Source organism: Bacillus salipaludis (assembly GCF_004358205.1).
Genome location: NZ_SMYO01000007.1, coordinates 141,610 through 160,645, shown reverse-complemented (window position 1 = coordinate 160,645; position 19,036 = coordinate 141,610). Strand labels below are relative to the sequence as shown.

Annotated in this window: 21 protein-coding genes and 2 pseudogenes; 2 read left to right on the top strand and 21 right to left on the bottom strand. The window is 37.9% G+C overall.

Going from position 1 to position 19,036, the window contains the following annotated elements; all coding sequences use genetic code 11:
• Positions 1 to 10 precede the first annotated feature (10 nt).
• The 11 genes from E2K98_RS16260 to E2K98_RS16210 all read right to left on the bottom strand — a co-directional run bounded on the left by E2K98_RS16260 (position 11) and on the right by E2K98_RS16210 (position 9,692).
• Entirely contained in the window at positions 11 to 715 is a 705-nt protein-coding gene (locus E2K98_RS16260) for a demethylmenaquinone methyltransferase (RefSeq protein ID WP_133335893.1), read from the bottom strand.
• A gap of 2 nt (positions 716 to 717) precedes the next feature.
• Positions 718 to 1,530: a heptaprenyl diphosphate synthase component 1 gene (locus E2K98_RS16255; protein WP_133335891.1), complete on the bottom strand. Its 813-nt coding sequence runs from the start codon at positions 1,528 to 1,530 to the stop codon at positions 718 to 720.
• Between the two features lie 240 nt (positions 1,531 to 1,770).
• Positions 1,771 to 2,007: a trp RNA-binding attenuation protein MtrB gene (gene mtrB / locus E2K98_RS16250; protein ID WP_133335889.1), complete on the bottom strand. Its 237-nt coding sequence runs from the start codon at positions 2,005 to 2,007 to the stop codon at positions 1,771 to 1,773.
• Between the two features lie 28 nt (positions 2,008 to 2,035).
• The gene (gene folE / locus E2K98_RS16245; protein ID WP_133335887.1) at positions 2,036 to 2,602 is read right to left on the bottom strand and encodes a GTP cyclohydrolase I FolE; all 567 of its coding nucleotides are present in this window, start codon (positions 2,600 to 2,602) and stop codon (positions 2,036 to 2,038) included.
• 325 nt (positions 2,603 to 2,927) lie between these two features.
• Positions 2,928 to 3,200, bottom strand: coding sequence for a non-specific DNA-binding protein Hbs (hbs, locus tag E2K98_RS16240; protein WP_034676225.1), 273 nt, complete (start codon positions 3,198 to 3,200; stop codon positions 2,928 to 2,930).
• Positions 3,201 to 3,561: 361 nt separating this feature from the next.
• Positions 3,562 to 5,040 (bottom strand): stage IV sporulation protein A, encoded by a 1,479-nt coding sequence (gene spoIVA / locus E2K98_RS16235; RefSeq protein ID WP_026573284.1) that lies wholly within the window; start codon positions 5,038 to 5,040, stop codon positions 3,562 to 3,564.
• A gap of 321 nt (positions 5,041 to 5,361) precedes the next feature.
• The gene (locus E2K98_RS16230) at positions 5,362 to 6,087 is read right to left on the bottom strand and encodes a hypothetical protein (protein WP_133335885.1); all 726 of its coding nucleotides are present in this window, start codon (positions 6,085 to 6,087) and stop codon (positions 5,362 to 5,364) included.
• A gap of 33 nt (positions 6,088 to 6,120) precedes the next feature.
• Positions 6,121 to 6,306, bottom strand: coding sequence for a DUF2768 domain-containing protein (locus tag E2K98_RS16225; RefSeq protein WP_133335883.1), 186 nt, complete (start codon positions 6,304 to 6,306; stop codon positions 6,121 to 6,123).
• 215 nt (positions 6,307 to 6,521) lie between these two features.
• A complete protein-coding gene (locus E2K98_RS16220) occupies positions 6,522 to 7,571 on the bottom strand; it encodes an NAD(P)H-dependent glycerol-3-phosphate dehydrogenase (protein ID WP_133335881.1) in 1,050 nt (349 codons plus the stop codon).
• 18 nt (positions 7,572 to 7,589) lie between these two features.
• Positions 7,590 to 8,900, bottom strand: a complete 1,311-nt coding sequence (der, locus tag E2K98_RS16215) for a ribosome biogenesis GTPase Der (RefSeq protein WP_133335879.1) — start codon at positions 8,898 to 8,900, stop codon at positions 7,590 to 7,592.
• Between the two features lie 183 nt (positions 8,901 to 9,083).
• Positions 9,084 to 9,692 (bottom strand): YphA family membrane protein, encoded by a 609-nt coding sequence (locus tag E2K98_RS16210; protein ID WP_133335877.1) that lies wholly within the window; start codon positions 9,690 to 9,692, stop codon positions 9,084 to 9,086.
• Positions 9,693 to 9,801: 109 nt separating this feature from the next.
• Here E2K98_RS16210 and E2K98_RS16205 point away from each other — a divergent pair, with 109 nt between their 5' ends.
• Positions 9,802 to 9,945 (top strand): YpzI family protein, encoded by a 144-nt coding sequence (locus E2K98_RS16205; protein WP_081810677.1) that lies wholly within the window; start codon positions 9,802 to 9,804, stop codon positions 9,943 to 9,945.
• A gap of 317 nt (positions 9,946 to 10,262) precedes the next feature.
• Here E2K98_RS16205 and E2K98_RS16200 read toward each other — a convergent pair whose 3' ends face one another.
• From E2K98_RS16200 to E2K98_RS31715, 3 genes and pseudogenes are all read right to left on the bottom strand, one after another.
• On the bottom strand, positions 10,263 to 11,264 hold the full coding sequence (locus E2K98_RS16200) for a C-terminal binding protein (RefSeq protein ID WP_133335875.1): 1,002 nt from the start codon (positions 11,262 to 11,264) through the stop codon (positions 10,263 to 10,265).
• Positions 11,265 to 11,294: 30 nt separating this feature from the next.
• Positions 11,295 to 12,053, bottom strand: a complete 759-nt coding sequence (locus tag E2K98_RS16195) for a pyridoxal phosphate-dependent aminotransferase (protein WP_268884105.1) — start codon at positions 12,051 to 12,053, stop codon at positions 11,295 to 11,297.
• Positions 12,054 to 12,218: 165 nt separating this feature from the next.
• A pseudogene (locus tag E2K98_RS31715) lies at positions 12,219 to 12,398 on the bottom strand (IS5/IS1182 family transposase); the annotation flags it as partial.
• 36 nt (positions 12,399 to 12,434) lie between these two features.
• Here E2K98_RS31715 and E2K98_RS31710 point away from each other — a divergent pair.
• Positions 12,435 to 12,692: pseudogene (locus tag E2K98_RS31710) on the top strand (hypothetical protein).
• Positions 12,693 to 12,704: 12 nt separating this feature from the next.
• Here the strand turns inward: E2K98_RS31710 and fni are convergent.
• The 7 genes from fni to sleB all read right to left on the bottom strand — a co-directional run bounded on the left by fni (position 12,705) and on the right by sleB (position 19,006).
• Positions 12,705 to 13,763 carry a type 2 isopentenyl-diphosphate Delta-isomerase gene (gene fni / locus E2K98_RS16185; RefSeq protein ID WP_133335871.1) on the bottom strand — a complete coding sequence of 353 codons (1,059 nt, stop codon included), beginning with the start codon at positions 13,761 to 13,763 and terminating at the stop codon, positions 12,705 to 12,707.
• 12 nt (positions 13,764 to 13,775) lie between these two features.
• Positions 13,776 to 14,915, bottom strand: coding sequence for a 30S ribosomal protein S1 (rpsA, locus tag E2K98_RS16180; RefSeq protein ID WP_133335869.1), 1,140 nt, complete (start codon positions 14,913 to 14,915; stop codon positions 13,776 to 13,778).
• Positions 14,916 to 15,072: 157 nt separating this feature from the next.
• Positions 15,073 to 15,654 (bottom strand): lysophospholipid acyltransferase family protein, encoded by a 582-nt coding sequence (locus E2K98_RS16175; protein ID WP_133335867.1) that lies wholly within the window; start codon positions 15,652 to 15,654, stop codon positions 15,073 to 15,075.
• Positions 15,655 to 15,656: 2 nt separating this feature from the next.
• Positions 15,657 to 16,334, bottom strand: coding sequence for a (d)CMP kinase (gene cmk / locus E2K98_RS16170; protein WP_133335865.1), 678 nt, complete (start codon positions 16,332 to 16,334; stop codon positions 15,657 to 15,659).
• A gap of 365 nt (positions 16,335 to 16,699) precedes the next feature.
• Positions 16,700 to 16,879: a YpfB family protein gene (locus E2K98_RS16165; protein ID WP_133335863.1), complete on the bottom strand. Its 180-nt coding sequence runs from the start codon at positions 16,877 to 16,879 to the stop codon at positions 16,700 to 16,702.
• A 63-nt stretch (positions 16,880 to 16,942) separates the two neighbouring features.
• Positions 16,943 to 18,292, bottom strand: a complete 1,350-nt coding sequence (gene ypeB / locus E2K98_RS16160) for a germination protein YpeB (protein WP_133335861.1) — start codon at positions 18,290 to 18,292, stop codon at positions 16,943 to 16,945.
• A 12-nt stretch (positions 18,293 to 18,304) separates the two neighbouring features.
• Entirely contained in the window at positions 18,305 to 19,006 is a 702-nt protein-coding gene (gene sleB, locus E2K98_RS16155) for a spore cortex-lytic enzyme (RefSeq protein WP_235824836.1), read from the bottom strand.
• Positions 19,007 to 19,036: the final 30 nt, after the last annotated feature.

The following is a 19,036-nucleotide window of genomic DNA, read 5'->3' as shown; positions in this document are numbered from 1 at the left end:
ATATAATCTATCAGTTCTTATACCCAAAATGAACGGCAGCTGCGCCCCCGCTATAGGGTTTATAGAAAACATTCATAAAGCCTGCATTCTCAAACATGCGGGCAAGCTCCCTCATGCCCGGAAAATCCCTTGCAGATTCATGAAGCCATGAATACTCATTATAGCTTTTTGCAAATAACTTTCCAAATAAAGGCATAATATAGTGAAAATAAAAATAAAATAGCTGTCGATATCCAATCAATGTGGGCTGTGAAGTTTCAAGACATACTGCAACCCCACCAGGTTTTAAAACACGATTCATCTCTTTTAAAACCTGTAAGTAATCCGGTACATTCCTTAAACCAAAGCCAATGGTCACATAATCAAAACTTTGGTCTGGAAATGGAAGTTCCATCGCATTACCGTGAATTAATTTAATTTGATTCAAACCTAAATGATTAACTTTTTCCTGGCCTACCTTAAGCATGTTTTTGCTGAAATCCAACCCAACCACTTCACCGGAAGGGCCTACTGCTTCAGCTAGTGCAATCGTCCAGTCTCCCGTTCCACAGCAAACATCAAGGGCTTTTGAACCAGGTTTAACTTTCATCCTATTCATTGTGTCCTTCCGCCACTTTATATGCTGTTGAAAACTTATCACAGAGTTCATCTTGTCATAGTCATCAGAAATCTTTTCAAAAACCTTATGAACCCGCTGTTCTTTCGATTGCTGCATGATTACCCTTCCTCCACAAAAGTTTTTGCCATTGGTTGTGCTCGATCTAAAATAAAGGAAATTCGCTGTTCAAGTAATTCATTTAAATAAGGAAACTGATTTTTTCCTTTTTCAATCAATTGTTTTGTTTTATTAATATAGCGATCACAAACCATTAGCAGGTCCTGCTGCTGATCGCTCGATAAATTTGATGATTGCTGTTCATTATACGGAAAAATAATATTTTTTAGTCCTTCAAATAATAATGAACTGCCGTATTGAAGATATTGTTTTTTCTCCGTTAATAGGCGCTTAATGAAGAATAGATTTTCGAAAAACTCAGTCCAAGCATCCCCTTGAAAATATTCAGTGAGCTTGATTAGTAAAGAACTTTCAATCCTTTTTATACTCATCATCAGCTTGTCAATTGTATCCGCTTCACTATGGTAAACCGATATTTTATTTTCATTAATTTCCTTAATTCCTTCTGATAGTGCTTTTATAACCAAAATATCTTCTGATTCAGCAAGAAGTTTATAATATAGACCACTGAAATAATCCCCTGCTAAAACAGTTAATTGACGGCTTTTTTCATCATCGGAGGAAATCGAATTTTGTTCATGGGTATCAAGGGCAATTTGAATTAACATTGTAGATAAACAGTAGTTTTTGACTTCCCTGTAAGACAATTCGAGTCCATCCATAATTGATAAAAGGATAAGAAGTTTATCTTCGTCAATAATGGGGGTTTCAATATATTTGAGCAAGTAAGGGTCCAATACCCTTTGTTCAACCTGCTCTAGAATATCTGTAAATTTTTGTCGAATGTCTGACACCCTAATCACCCTTGCTTCCCCAAAAAGTTTATATCTTTATTCTGTTATTTTATAATAAACAGGAACATTCATGCCTGTTATTCATCTAATTTCGGAATAGTTTTCGATCATTTTTTAAACAACAGACACAATTATAGCACAAATGACTTACCCTGAGCGAAATTTCGCAAAATAAACACATCTTCAATAAAGGGAATAGGATTAATCCTTTTGATTTTGAAGATAATCAATTTTCATCGATTATTTTTTTATTTCACTTTCTACTTCGCCAAGTTGGGTTAAAACCTTTGCGTTGCCCCTAATTTTTATTGCAGATGTATGCTCCGTAAATTGGGCAATTAGCACCTCACCCTTGTCAAGCTTTTCAGAATGATGGAATCTAGTATCCGTTCCTCTTGTTAGACCGATCACATTTACTCCGTCATCTAAGGCTTTTATCACAACATAATCACTATTTTGGGATTGCCGTTTTTCCAATTATAATCCCCCCTAGCTTTTGATTTTACTAATTTTTAATTAATGAAAGAATTTCAGAACGAGCAATCGTATCATTCGCAAGTGTTCCACGAACAGCAGTCGTTACTGTTTTTGATCCGGGCTTTTTTACCCCTCTCATCGTCATACACATATGTTCAGCTTCCACAACGACCATTACACCATGTGGCTCTAGCTTTTCCATAATACTATCTGCAATGGTAGAGGTTATCCTTTCCTGAAGCTGCGGTCTTTTCGCAACGGCTTCTACTGCTCGTGCTAATTTACTTAGTCCGGTGACACGACCGTTTTGTGGAATATAGGCAACGTGAGCCTTCCCAAAGAAAGGTACAAGATGATGTTCACACATAGAATAAAACGGAATATCTTTAACTAATACTAATTCCTCATGATCCTCGCTAAAAATAGTTTCAAAATGTTTTTTAGGATCCTCATTTAATCCGCTAAATACTTCTTCATACATTTTGGCTACACGTTTAGGTGTATCAAGCAAGCCTTCACGGTTTGGATCCTCGCCAATTGCTTCTAATATTAAACGCACCGCCTCTTCGATTTGGGCACGATTTACATCTGACATGGTGATTCCTCCTACTGTATATCTGTCAAGTATATATGACACATACATATTAGCACAACCTTTTCACTACAGGCAAAAAAGAAAAGCGGAAGCGCCTTGGTCAGCCCCGAAAAGCGCTGGAGGTCCTGACGGTGAAGTCGTTCTTTGATCTTATCGTCAGGACCGAAGCAACCTAAGAAAAAAGCAGTTCATTTTTTCCCTCGAGGGGCTAGGCGCTGGAGCTGGACATTTACCGAAGCGATTTATTCTACTGAAAGAAAAAAGGTCATGGCTTTAACCATGACCTTAGCTCTTAAGCATTCGCTTAAAGCAATAAATTATGTAATTATTTTACTGCGTCTTTAAGCGCCTTCCCTGGCTTAAATGCTGGAACTTTGCTTGCACCAATCTCAATTTCCTCACCAGTTTGAGGGTTGCGACCTTTACGTGCTGCACGCTCGCGTACTTCAAAGTTACCAAAACCGATTAATTGAACTTTATCACCGTTTTTCAAAGCATCTAAAATTGAATCAAAAACAGCATCAACTGCTTTGGTAGCATCTTTTTTAGAAAGTTCACTTGCTTCAGCTACTGCATTAATTAGTTCTGTCTTGTTCATGCCATTCACCTCCTCCCAAAGCAATTATTCAAAAACTCGTAAATAAGGATACTTATCTACATTTCTAAACAGATTTTCCAAATTCTATACGTCATAGTGCGGTTTTATTAACAATTTAATCTTAATTGAATTTTTCTTGTCGTACAATCTATTTTTTTGAAAAAACCTTATTATATATAGGTTTTTAGCACCATAACGTAATTCTGTTAAAAGATTATCATAATCATTTCAGCATATCAAGAAAATTTCATGAAATAATGGTAATCTTTTCTTCAAAACAACAAATTTCTACTTTTTTCTCTCTATTTTCTTACAAAATACTACAAAAAAAGAAAAAAGACCCCATGCGGAGTCCCTTCTTCTATAGGATAATGGCAATTAAACCGCCTGATCCCTCGTTAATAATTCTCTCTAATGTTTCTTTTAATTTATACCTTGCATTCTCAGGCATTAGTGAAAGCTTTGCTTGAATCCCTTCTCGTACAATAGAGCTTAGTGACCTGCCGAATATATCAGAATTCCAAATCGATAGAGGATCATCCTCAAAGTCTTGCATTAGATAACGGACCAGCTCTTCACTTTGCTTTTCGGTACCAATGATTGGGGCAAACTCAGATTCAACATCAACCTTAATCATATGAATAGAAGGTGCAACAGCTCTCAGCCTTACTCCAAACCGGGCACCTTGACGGATAATTTCCGGCTCTTCAAGACTCATGTCTGAGAGTGTAGGTGAGGCGATACCATAACCTGTTTGCTTCACCATTTTCAATGCATCAGAGATATGATCATATTCCGCTTTTGCATGTGCAAAATCTTGCATAAGTTCAAGAAGATGGTCTTTACCCCTAATTTCTACACCGACGATTTCTTTTAAAATATCATCATATAACTCATCTGGAGCGAATAAGTCAATTTCTGCAACCCCTTGCCCCATCTCAATCCCCGCTAATCCTGCACGGTCAATAAAATCATATTCACTGAATTGTTGCACGACCCTGTCAACATCTCGTAATCTCTTGATATCTTTAACGGTATCTTTTACTGCCTCCTGATAGCTCTCGCGGAGCCAGTGATTCTCCCTTAAGACCATCACCCAGCTTGGCAGGTTTACATTCACCTCAAGGACTGGGAACTCATACAAGGCTTCACGAAGAACATTGAGTACATCACTGTCCCTCATGCTTTCTACACTCATTGCAATGACAGGAATGTCATATTTTTCGGCCAGGCTCGACCGAAGCGTTTCAGTACTCGGGTGGTATGGCTGAGCACTGTTGACAACCATTATAAATGGTTTGCCGACTTCCTTTAATTCCTCAACGACTCTTTCTTCCGCCTCGATGTAGTTGCTTCTTGGGATTTCACCAATTGTTCCATCTGTAGTGACAACAACCCCGATGGTTGAATGTTCTTGAATAACCTTCCTTGTTCCAATTTCAGCTGCTTCATGAAATGGAATCGGTTCTTCATACCAAGGAGTGGTAATCATTCGAGGTCCATTTTCATCCTCATAACCTTTCGCACCTGGCACCGTATAGCCAACACAATCCACAAGCCTTATATTAACATCCAAACCATCATCAACATGAACTGTCGCTGCTTGATTTGGAACAAATTTCGGCTCTGTTGTCATGATTGTTTTGCCGGCAGAACTCTGTGGAAGTTCATCTTGAGCACGGGATCTGTCAGCCTCATTGTTTATATTCGGTAAAACAACCAGTTCCATAAATTTTTTAATGAATGTTGATTTCCCTGTCCGTACCGCTCCTACGACCCCTAAATAAATATCACCGCCGGTTCTCTCGGCAATATCTTTAAAAATATCAACCTTTTCCAAGTGATCCCCTCCCGATCATAGACTAAAGTGGGATAATATTATCCATCTAGGTATTTTTGGACAGTATATGTTTATGACGTTGTCCTATATTGTTATGACACTTTTTTAAAAATTTTTTACCCCCCTATTCAAAATTCAGTGCTTTAAAGGTATGTGTCGTGTCTGAACGGTTTGGATCAAGTGAGGGTTTCGAATAAAGATACACAGCTTTTATTTCGGTGTTATCCTTATTGGGATAGATTTTGTTAACCTATTAACCTAAAAAACCCTTCTCCTACAATATATTTCGCAAGAAAAGGGTTATGACAATTTAATATTATCTTATTTATTCATGAATTTGGTTTCCAGAAAAACAGGCTCTTTTGTTTTAGAATCCACCGTATAGGGTAAGGAATAGGCCGGAACAAACATGGAGTTGTTCACGAGAATGGAGCGAATGTCCTCCCCGGGTTTAAAGTTTTTTTTCGTTTTCTTCAGCGCCTGATACAAATCAGCACGGTAATCTACATAGACCTCTGCATTTCCGGTGATGACAAGAGGAAGATTTTGATTTGAATAAGGACTGACTACTGATGGCGGACTTTCAAGACCCAGCTTTTTATAATCCAGGGTATACACGTTATTTGCAATACTATCTTTATAGGGCGGATATCCCTTTGTTTTAATTCTTAGATTAATGTCCCGAAGAGTTTCTGCCATCCTTAAATCCAACAATTTTACGGTTGGATTCTTTTCAACATCCACGAGCACATACTGAAAAATCCCGCCATTTTCAAAAGCATTTCCCGGAGGCTCCGCCATGTACTTCGGTGAAATTTTTTTAAAGTCAATCGGATATTTTAAATATATTGGAGTATTGGCTTCCCTTGTTTTAATCGGCAGAATGCCGCCATTTTCCTTCTGAAAAGAATCCACAGCTGATTGAACTGCCTGAATTTGATCTTTATAAGGGATTTGATTCTTTGCTAGTTTTTCATTTGGGTACATGCACCCTGATAAAAAAATAGCCGTAAACACAAAAACGCAGCCTAGCATGAGCCGTTTCATACAATCACCTTTATTTTATGTAATAAGAATAATTTAAGTAAATAAAACGATAAATAAAATAATTCCCGCAATAATCATAAATAAATAAGCTATAATTGCTGTAATTGCCCGAAAAATCCCTTTTAATTTATAGCGGCTAAGATAAATGGTGAAAATCGCTAAGAACATTAAGGCGATTCCGGCAACAGAAATCCACATTTTAAGCATTCCAGGTGACAAAAATAACTCCCCCTTTTACCGTAGGTTATTATACCATAGTCCAATAAAAAAACTGAAGTAAAGAGGGGCGAATTCTTTACTTCAGTCATTTAGACTAAAATAACCCATACTCCAGCTTCATACTATCATTGTTCTTCGTTGCATTGTATGCTGACATATTAAAAAGCGTATCATCGAACACCTATTTTTTTAGTCAAAAATGCACATTTTTAGTTTTAATCATGTCTTTCGTCTAAAATATTTGTCAGGTCTTCCATTTCCGGTTTTTTTCCACGGCCCATTAAGATATCAACGCCGTCCTTGGCGTTTTTACCGTTGAACAAGACATCATATAATGCGAAGGTGATTGGCATAACGACATCGTATTTTTTTGCGAGCTGATACGCTGCTTTTGTTGTTCTTACTCCTTCTACCACCATTCCCATATTGTCGAGAACTTCATCAAGTGTTTTCCCCTTACCAAGAAGATTCCCAGCACGCCAATTCCTCGAATGAACACTTGTACAAGTTACGATTAAATCTCCAATACCCGCTAAACCGGAAAATGTTAGTGGATTTGCCCCCATTTTCGTTCCTAAACGTGCAATTTCCGCAAGGCCTCTGGTGATTAATGCTGCTTTGGCATTATCTCCATAACCTAGTCCGTCCGTAATCCCTGCCGCGAGCGCAATAATATTTTTTAAGGCGCCGCCTATTTCTACACCAATTAAATCGGAATTGGTGTAGACCCTAAAATTATTATTGATAAATAAATCTTGAATTTTTCCGGCCGCCTCCATATTTTTCGACGATACGGTTACGGTTGTTGGATGGCGTAAACTAACTTCCTCAGCATGGCTTGGACCGGAAAGTACCACAACATCGCTTAAAAACTCTTTGGGCATTTCTTCTTCAATTATTTCAGTTATTCTCATTAGCGAGCCAGGTTCAATCCCTTTGCTTACATGGGCAATAATAAATGGATTTTTTGCAACCGAAGCGATTTTTCCAATGACTTCGCGAATTGCCTTTGTTGGCACAGCTAAAATAATTGTTTCTACACCTGATAATGAGTCACTTAAAGAGGCATAACCTACAATCAACTCCGGCAGATTGATACCCGGTAAATACTTTTTATTTGTATGAAATTGATTGATTTCTGTGACTTGATTTTCGTTATGACTCCACAAACGGACATGGTGACCATTATCGGCTAGAACCAATGCCAAGGCTGTTCCCCAGCTGCCTGCACCTAAAACAGCGATGGTTTCAGATTTTTGCCCCATTTACTACACCGGCCTTTCTTATTTTCTTTCTCTGGCAAAGATTTTTATCGGGGTTCCTTCGAATCCAAAAGCATCGCGAATTCGATTCTCCAGAAAACGCTCATACGAAAAATGCAATAGCTCGGGTTCGTTGACAAAGATAACAAAGGTCGGCGGCTTAACAGCAACCTGGGTTGCATAATATATTTTCAGGCGTCTGCCTTTGTCTGTTGGGGTTGGATTCATCGCAACTGCATCCATGATAATATCATTTAACACACTAGTATCAACGCGCATTGAATGATTTTCACTGGCCAAATTAATCATTGGCAGCAAGGTATGGATCCGCTTTTTGGTTTTAGCAGATAAAAAGACGATTGGCGCATAACTTAAGAATAGGAAATGTTCCCTTATTTTTTGTTCAAGCTCCTTCATAGTCTTTTCATCTTTTTCAACAGCGTCCCATTTATTGACGACAATAACAACTGCTCTTCCCGCTTCATGAGCATACCCGGCAATTTTTTTGTCCTGTTCAATGATTCCTTCTTCCGCATTTAAAACGACTAAGACAACATCGGAACGTTCAATCGCCCTTAATGCCCTTAGGACACTGTATTTCTCGGTACTTTCATAAACCTTACCTTTTTTACGCATACCCGCCGTATCAATAATGACATATTTCTCGTCGTTATATGTATAGGGTGAATCTACTGCATCCCGTGTTGTACCAGCAATATCGCTGACAATAACACGGTCTTCTCCTAATATAGCATTAACCAAGGAGGATTTCCCAACATTAGGACGTCCAATTAATGAAAACTTAATGACATCCGCATCATAATCATCTCCGCTGTCTTTTGGAAAGTGTTTCGCAGCAGCGTCTAACAAATCACCAAGTCCAAGACCATGTGACCCGGAAACTGGAATAGGTTCACCAAAACCCAATGCATAAAAATCATAAATTTGTTCCCGCATTTCGGGATTATCAATTTTATTTACTCCTAAAACAATCGGTTTTTTTGATTTATAGAGGATTTTCGCTACTTCTTCATCCGCAGCAGTTACCCCTTCTCTTCCGTTAGTTAAAAAAATGATAACATCGGCTTCATCAATCGCTACTTCTGCCTGTTGGCGAATTTGCTCCAAGAAAGGCTCATCACCGATGTCAATCCCTCCAGTATCAATCACATTAAAATCATGATTCAGCCATTCACCGGAACTATATATACGGTCCCTTGTCACGCCTGGGATATCTTCTACAATCGAAACACGTTCACCGACAATGCGGTTAAAAATAGTGGACTTACCTACATTTGGACGGCCCACAATGGCAATAACTGGTTTTACCATTTACATTCCCATCCTTTCCAATATATAATCAACAACTTATTTATGTTTAATTCTCTAAGCAATATACTCAGGCCAAATCATTCAGTAATAAGTGCTAATGATAAAACCCTTCTATCCATAAGAAGGGCCAACTTAATTAGTTTAACAAATGTTAATCCTTTCCCGCAATGGAAACCTCCGAAGTCAAGATGATTTTTGCTTTGCTTTTTCAGTAAAGTTAAAATGATTTTGAAATATCGCACCTGCATTTTCAAAAAAGCTCCATCCAACAAGCAAAAAGCTGATTAATGTACAAACATCAAGATAGGCTAATGCACCAATTGAGTATGGAAAATGATATTTATTTAAAATAAACGCATATAAGAATTCTCCTTGCATCGTTCCATTTATAACAATTAATAATCTTCCTCTGAGTGTTTTTTGCAGAATTATGGCTAAATACCCCAATAGAATTCCCATCATCCATTCCTTTTTAATAATAATCCAAATCGGATCGAAAATTTCAAACAAATGAAAGGTAACATACGCAATTCCCATAATATAGGAACAAATAAAATAATAGATGATTGCTCTAAGCTTTTCCTTACTAATCATTATAAAGGTAAGACTTAAAATGAATACACCGCTTGCATATATTTCGATATTTCCAAGCTTATAATGAGTAGGTGAAAGAATAATGACGAGTAAAATGGCTGCAGCTAATTTTAAACGATATGGATTCTGCTTTTTTAAAAAGAAAGTTAGATAGACCCAAAAAGACCAACAAATCCAATAAAATATGGAGCCTTCCACCTTTACCACCTCCTATTATCTTCATTATTGGTTAATACTATGTATTTTCATACTAACCTGCATAATCTTTACCTGATGATTCATCTTATTAAGAGGAGGTGTAGAAAGAATGGGAAAAGACCGTCAAGAAAAAAAACTAAAGGCAAGCAGAAGAGTGGAATCTGACAGGGATCAAGCATTGCATTACCCAGGTGCCACCAAATTACAAAGCCCTGAAGAGGCTAGGAGTTTAAACGACTCCAAATATGATTAATTTAAAGTAATGGCAATGTTAAAGAACAATGTTGATTAATAAACAAAGGTGATTGGAGCGGAAGGCACGTAGACTCCTCGAAAATGCTAACGCATTTTCTTCGTGCGTGGGCGGATTCAAGGGAGCAATTCAGTGTCCTGTGGGAGTACGGTGAAAGGGAGACCCCGCAGGAGCAAAGCAACGAGGAGGCTCCCCAGACCGCCCACGAACCGCTTGTGCCTGGAGTGGAAATCAACAACAAAGTTTATAGAGCCAAAGTAAAAAAGCATCAATGGACATTTTCTTGTCCGATGATGCTTTCCTTTATTATTGAATTTTTAAACTACACGATTAAAATTGTTTAATGCTTCTTGGTTTAAGACTTTAACTAAAGGCCTGCCGGCTACACCATCGATAATATTTTGGCATGTTTTATGTTTTAATTCCCTAAGAGCATCATCCGAAATATATCCGGAATGCGGAGTAATATAAACCTGATCCAAACTTAGCAATGGATCGTTTGGATCAGGTGGTTCATTCAACAGTACATCCAAGCCAGCACCGGCAATATGTCCTTCCACTATAGCCTGATACAAATCTTCTTCATTAATAAGCCCGCCCCGGCTGGTGTTGACAATAAAAGACCCCTTAGGCATCTGTTTTAGTTGTTCGTACCCAATGATGTTCTTATTTTCCGGTCTTAAAGGTATATGCAAACTTAAGATAGTCGATTGCCTTAACAATTCGTTAAACGAAACCGATTCCACCGTGTATTTTGAAAATATTTCTTTAGGCACACTTGGAGCATAGGTAATCAAGCGAACTCCAAACGGCTTTAGTTTTTCAGCCACTCTGCGGGCAATTTTGCCAAACCCGAGAAAGCCTACAGTATTTGTACTAAAGCGCTGAATCGGAAGGGTATCCATCGGATCCCATTTTCCTTCTTTTACTTTACGACTATACGCTGATAATCTACGAGTAACCGCAAGAATTAGGGCAACCGTATGATCAGAAACCTCCTCAGCACAATAATCAGGAACATGTGAAACAACTATCCCTTTTTTAGTAGCTGCGTCCACATCAACATGATCATAGCCAACTCCAGGTATAGAGATAACTTTACAAGAATCTAACTTTTCAATGATATTAGCTCGGCATTGAAAACCCACCTGTGCTACCACTCCATCAGCGATAGGAGCAAAAATCGGTAAATCTTCCTCTAGCGTTTCTGAACGGGTAACTTTTACTTCTATATCATGTTGTTGATACATATTCATTTCTAAATTATGATCATTCCATTCATCATCTAATATCCAAACTAAGTACTTGCCTGCTCTCACTCTACTTCTCTCCTTTTGCTACTATAAAAGTTAGATTTTTTCTAATTTTTTTAATGATTTTATTAAAAGTTTATTTTGTTCCGAAGTACCAATTGAAATACGGGCATGTGATTGTAACCCCCAAGCAATACATGGGCGTATAAGAATTCCCTCTTGCATCAGTGCCTGGGAAAGCACCATAACATGTTCTTTCATATCCACGAACAGAAAGTTAGCGTGTGATTCAATCACATCAAACCCCAAAGTCTTTAGTTTATTTGTAAGCTCAAGCATCTCACGCTTATTTTCTCTTAAACTTTTATTTATATACTCTTGATCATCAAGTGCAGCTAAAGCACCTGCATGAGCAATACGATTAGCAGAAAAAGGTTCCCTTACCGCTTGGATAGTTTCTATATATTCAACACGTGCAGCTGCATATCCAATTCTAGTACCCGCCAATCCGTACAATTTTGAAAAAGTCCGAACAAAAATAACAGGGTAACCTTCCTTTACATAATCGATTCCAGTCCGATACCTTTCACGATCAATAAATTCGACATATGCTTCATCTAACACCACAATCACATGTGGTGGAATGCTTTTTAGAAATAATTCCAATTCATTTTCTGCCAAAATCGTACCAGTCGGGTTATTGGGATTACAAATAAAAATAAGTTTAGTATTTTCATTTATTGCTGTAAGAATTCCTTCGAGATTATAGGTATGATTCTCAAGCAATGGGACCTCAATAGTAGTTCCTTCCATAAGCAAAGTAATAGTTCTATATGGGGGGAAGTAGGGGTACAATAGATAATTTCATCACCAGGGTTAATATAGGCATTACCAATCAAAGAAATGATATTATCCGGCACCGTTTGCTATTAGAAATTGTCCAGGATCAATTTTATAGAATTTTCCTAATTTTTCACATAGTTCCCTGCATGTTGATTCAGGATATAATTGGCTGCCTTTCACAGGGTCAATACTTGAGCGTCCAGGTTCAGTTGAATATAAATCTTCAACCATCGAATAGATAAATGAAAAATCTATTGTAGCCTCCATTTTACAAACTAAATGATCAGCAGGTACAAGTTGATCTAGGGCTATCATCTCTACTTGATCACGATTGATCTGTGTATTTTTAGTAAGCATTTCATATACCTCATTTAAACCTTTTACCTAAATTATATAAAGGGCTGTGTTAATGTACTATATTTATATTTACACACTGTTGATTGGAGTGGAAGGCGCGAAGACTCCTGCGGGAGCAGCGGGACAGGTGAGACCCCGCAGGAGCTTTAGCGACGAGGAGGCTCACCGCCCGCCCCGCGGAAAGCGAAGCGCCTGGAACGGAAATCAACAGACGAGTATAACGCAGCCAAACAAAAAAGACTGTTGATAAACCCAAAATTCTTCGGATTTGTCGACAGTCTGAGCTCTCGCTGAAAAGCGAGAGCTTTATTTTATTCGGCGCTGACTAAATATTTTTGTATCAAATCCTCTTTGGTTTAACCAATGGTAGGTATACCCGGTAATCATCACAGGAGCACGTTGTAATTCTGAAATAGATTTTGCCCCTATTGCGGTCATAATCATCACTAAATCCTGGTGAAAGCGATGAATCTCTTCTTGTAATGCATCTCTTCCGTTCTTTACGAGTAATCGCAAAAAATGACCTGACATCCCTACTGCATTAGCTCCAATGGCCAGCCCTTTTGCAATGTCATGACTGGTACGAAAACCACCCGAGCCAATAATAGAAATTGGATTTGAATGGTTTGATGCTTCAAGGATTGAGATAGCCGTAGGAATCCCCCATTCATTAAAAAAAGCAAGCGGCTTCCTATTACGCTTATTTTCGATTTCTGCAAAATTTGTCCCGCCAAAACCGCCTACATCTACAGCTGAAACCCCGATAGATGAAAGCCTTTCAACTGTTTCTTTACACATTCCAAAGCCAACTTCTTTTGCAATAACAGGTACATCAACCGCATCCACGATCATTTCAATCCGTTTCATTGCACCAGAAAAATCCCGGTCTCCTTCAGGCATGGCTAATTCCTGGATAACATTTAAATGAATTTGCAAGGCATTTGCATCAATCATTTCAACAGCTTCTTTTGCCTGTTCCGGTGTAGCTTCACTGCCAAGATTGGCAATAATAATCCCTGTTGGATTTTCCCTTCGAACAACCTCATACGTGTATTGCTGCTGTTTGTCTTTTAACGCAGACATTTGCGATCCTACAGCCATTGCAATACCAGTATTTTTTGCAACAGCAGCGAGCTCTTTATTAATTTCAAAGGTTTTTTCACCGCCGCCGCCCGTCATTGCGTTGATAAAAATTGGCGAACTTAAAGAAAGTTCGCCAATTGAATGGTCTATTCGAACATCGGACACATTAATATCCGGTAAGCTCTGGTGAATAAAATGAATATCTTCAAATGCTGCTGAGCGTTCCTGCCTGTTATCTAAGGCGTAGCGTATGTGGTCCCATTTTCGTTCAAATCTAGACACGTAAAATCACCATTATTTTCTAAGATTCTTTAATTGTTCACCAATTACTTCTCCAAGCTGAAAACCTTTTGACTCCTCAGGAAGTTCATAGTCGAAGTTTTCTTCTACATCTTTCTCAAGAAGTTCTTTAATACTTAAAGATAGACGCTGTTCTTGTTCATTTACTTCAAGAACCTTAACTTTCACTTCTTGGCCTTCTTTTAATACTTCATGTGGTGTGGCGATATGCTTATGGGCAATCTGGGAGATATGGACAAGGCCTTCCACCCCAGGAAAAACTTCCACAAATGCACCATAAGATACAATTCTCTTCACTATACCTTCAAAAACACTACCTTTTGGCGCTCTTTCTGAAATATTAGCCCAAGGTCCAGGCAATGTTTCTTTAATGGATAAAGAAATTCGTTCATTATCACGATCAACGTTTAGTACCTTAACTTGGACCTTTTGCCCTTCCTGAACAACATCTGTTGGTCTGTCAACATGTTCGTGCGACAATTGTGAAATATGAACAAGTCCATCAATACCACCGATATCAACAAAAGCCCCGAAATCAGTAATTCTTTGAACTGTTCCATCAATCACTTGTCCTGCAGTTAAGGAGTCAAGAAGATTTTGCTTTTTCTTCCCTTTTTCTTCCTCTACCACAGCACGATGGGAAAGGATTAAGCGGTTCTTTTCTTTATCAAGTTCAACAATTTTAAAGGTTAGATTTTTTCCTTTATAATCCGAAAAATCTTCTACGAAGTAAGCCTCTACTAATGAAGCTGGTACAAAACCACGAACTCCAAGGTCAACAACAAGTCCACCCTTAACAACATCTTTAACCTCGGTTTCAATAATTTCGCCATTTTGGAATTGCTTTTCGAGTTGATCCCAGGCTTTCAGAGCATCTACTTTTCTTTTGGAGAGAATCAAGGCATCCTCTTCCACTTTCAGTACCTCTAGTTCGAGTTCATCGCCTTCTGAAACAACATCTGAAGCTTTTTCAATATGCAGGCTAGAGAGCTCACTTATTGGAATAATTCCATCAAGTTTACTGTCCTGAAGATTTACCACTACCTGCTTTTCTTCTACTTTTGAAACTTGTCCTGTAACTTTATCACCAACTTCAAAAGATCTTACTTCTACTTGATTCATTTCTTCCGACATATGTATTCCTCCTTAATCCAATTACTGCAAAAATCTATAGATTGGGGTGTTTACTCCATCCCATTAAAAAAACACTTCATAAGATAAGCTTGAGAATATTCTAAAAAAATCTCTTTTATTTAACTTCTTATAAATAGCTTGTTTTGTCAAGTAGAACCTATCGGTACTCTGTAATAAGTTTCTGAATTTCCGCCATAATCAAATCAGTCACTTCTTCTGGGGATGCTTTTGCCTTTCTGAGTTCATCCATTTGCATTGGTTTTCCATAAACAACTTTTAATTTCCGAAAGGCTTTATATGGACCAATTACCGCACATGGCACAACCTGTGCATTCGATCTTAGGGCAAAAAAACCGACTCCAGCCAGACCTTTTCCTAATTCCCCTGTTTTACTCCTTGTACCCTCAGGGAAAATCCCTAGAATATGACCGTCTTTTAAAACACTTAACCCTTTTCTTAAGGCATCTCGATCACTCATACCTCTTTTCACCGGAAAGGCATTACATCTCCTAATAATATCCCCTAATATTGGAACCGCAAATAATTCTTCCTTTGCCATAAAATAAACCGTTCTAGGAATCATAATACCGACAACGGGTGGGTCAAAGTTATTAATATGATTAGAACATAAAAGAACACCACCCTCTTTAGGAAAGTTTTCGGTCCCAATCGCTTCTATCCGATATAAAGGCTTTAAAATTGAATAGGCGACAGACTTAGCGAAAGTATAAAATTTCACTTTTAACCAACCCTCTCCTGCACTAGTTCCATTATTTTTTCAACTACTTCAGGAATGGTCATTGAGGTCGTATCTATTTCAACTGCATCATCCGCTTTTTTCAGTGGTGCAATCTCTCTTTCAGAATCAATTTTATCTCGACGAGCAATTTCTTGCTTTAATTTTTCCAAATCGGAAGGAAATCCCTTTTCAAGATTTTCAGCATGACGTCTTTCAGCTCTTTCATCCACACTTGCCAGTAAAAATACTTTTACTTCTGCGTGGGGCAATACATGTGTTCCTATATCTCTTCCGTCCATCACAACACCGCCATTTGAAGCAAGTGCCTGTTGTCTTTTTACCATTTCTTCACGAATTTTTTGTTGTTTCGCAACGATTGAAACCGAGTTAGTTACTTCGGCAGAACGAATGGCGGTTGTAACGTCGCTTTGGTCAAGATAAACTAATTGTCCATTTTCAGACGGCGCCAATACAATTTCGGTTGTGAGAAGTGTATCGTATAGGGCTTCTTCATCTTCCAAATTTAATTTTTTCTGGATTGCTTTATATGTTAAAGCCCGGTACATTGCTCCCGTATCTATGTATATATACGATAATTTTTCCGCTGCAATTTTTGCTACTGTACTTTTTCCGGCTGCAGCAGGACCGTCAATTGCGATTGAAATCTTCTTATTGTCCATAAATCCTCCTAAAACTTCATGATCCGTTAGGACCTCTTCTATTATTTATTTTACCATAAGAAATTGGGATACTTCCCTTTTTTACTCCTTAATATTTGAATTTCTTATTAGAGCTATTCTTATAAAAAAGAAAAAGAAAGCTGGTAAACCTGCTTTCACAGAGTTTCGAGAAAGGGAATTTTTTATTATGTTTGAATCCAAACTAACGTAATTTTAATAAATATATGTACATGCTAACACCTGTTAAACAGCTCATATATTAATAAAAATATAACAAATTAACGCGGTGTATTATTAAATAAGAGGAATAAAATAAAAGACTATCGAATATTTTTCGACAGCCTGAGAAGAAAGTCAACCTGCTTTCATTTTCCGGAAAGGGTTTGGATGATTTCAGTAAATGAATTTTCACTAACACCTTCATATTTTGTTAATTGTGTTAACTCTGGAAAAATACCATGTTGATGTAATAAAATCTGAGTTAAAATGAGAAAAACAAATTGGATTATCACCATTTTTATAAGTACTCTTTCTAACACTTTCATAGGATCACTCCAATAATAAATTATTCCTATTATTGGAGCGATTTTTAATTTTTATTCACGAACTCAAAGAACATCGCTATAAATGGCTTCAGCATTTTTGAGCTTTTCTACATCTTCCTCAATTCCATTTTGCGCATTGATGAAAATTCGGTACGTGTCTTCCCCAATGGTGCCGAGGAACTCATAACACAATACCTCTTTATTTAGATCGTTCACTATAATTGCCTCACGGTCTTCCATTACTTTAAATTTAGGATTGACCTTTGAACGGGCCTGTTTCATTGTAATCACAGGTGAAGGGATTTTCCAATCATGATGTGTCTTTAAATACTCTTCAGCAGAAACACCGATAATATCACCATTATCAAGAGCAACCTTAACTTTAATGGATTCTGGATAAACCCTAACCTTGTTAAGAGTTGTTACAAAATTTAAAACACCGATATTATCATATTGTGTGCTTTCAAACAACTCTAGATCTTCAAAGCCCTGATCCTTTAAAAATTTTGCTGCTCGATTTCCCGCATCATTTAAGCTGATCGTTTGTTTTTTTACATCCCGGTGATTAATAAACCAAATTGGAAATCCGCCTTTTTTGGTAACATCCATACTTGCCTCTTGACCTGTTTTGCTATTTTTAATCGAAACACTATAAAATCCATAATCCGAACCTTTTCCATTTTCAGTAACCTTTACTTTAGAATCCCCATCAAACTTCATATATTTTTTTGCTTCGCTTACTGCTTCAGTCCGTGTAATTTTCTTTCCTTTAATATTTTTAAAGTTTTCATCTTTTTTTTGCATATTGGCAAAGGTTGGCCCAAAGTCCGTTTCGTCGTAGCCTGTTACCGTTTTTTCTACCGTTTTAAAACCATCAATAATGGTATTGTCTGTCATTTCCTTGCCTGAAGCTAATGCGAGTTCAACATCCATCCAGCGTAGGTTATTTTTTAATACCATTGCTTGAACATTCCGAAGTTCGTTTTGAATTTCTCCTGACTGTTTATAAAGAACCTTCAAGGAGTTATATTCTTTATCCGTCAGCGGTTCCTTATCTAAATCTCTTATCGCTGTACGATAACTAAAATTCCCAATATTCGCTAAGAATTCCTCCGTTTTATTGAAGGGAAGCAATGTTAGCGGCAATTGACCAACATCATTATGGGCCTCTGAAGTAATTCTCCATACCTCTGCAAGAGATGGTGATAATGAGTGTCTTGAATTCATCGCCAGTGTGGTTCCGATTTTATCGTGCAATAAATCTACTTGATAGGTAAGACCATGAAATGCTCGTTGGTAGTTGTTTTCAGCATTTAAAAGGACTGCATTTTTTTCTTGGTGTTCTTGATACCCCCAAAAGGCGGTTCCGGCAACACCAATGGTCAAAACCCCGATTAAGATTCCTCTAATCATCTCTACACCTCCTTATTTGCAAAAAATATGTTTCCCAATTCTCTTAATTTGTGGCCGAGACCAAATCCACGGACTCGTTGCCGTTGCAGGATTAAAATAATACAAAGCTTCGCCTGTTGGGTCCCAGCCATTGATTGCATCGATAACCGCTTTTTTCGATGTTTCATTCGGGGTTAGCCAGATCTGGCCATCTGCTACTGCCGTAAAGGCCCCGGGTTCAAATATTACCCCTGAAACCGTATTAGGGAAATTCGCACTGTTCACTCGATTTAATATGACAGCCGCAACTGCAACCTGACCTATATAGGGTTCTCCCCGTGATTCGCCATGTACAGCATTCGCCATCAACTGTATATCATTTTGAGAAAATCCACTTGGAGTATTCGATGCAGCTGGCTTTTTGGAAGCAGCTTTTTTGGCTGGTGTATTATTCTGAGAAACATTCGATCGATTATATTTGGTTGATTTGAGCAATTTAGCCTTCGTTGATTCACCTGCAAACCCATCAATAGGAAGCCCGAATTCATATTGATAATTCCTTAATGCCCAATATGTACTCCATCCAAAAACCCCATCAATCTTTCCATGGTAGAAACCGATATATTTAAGCCGTGATTGAAGCTCAATTACATCTTCGCCTACCGCTCCTCGCTGGATGACTTGGTTGCTAAAAGCTTTCGTTTTGTTCGGTTCCACCAACGAAAATATCATCATCAAAAAAGAGCTAAAAATGAAAATTTTCAT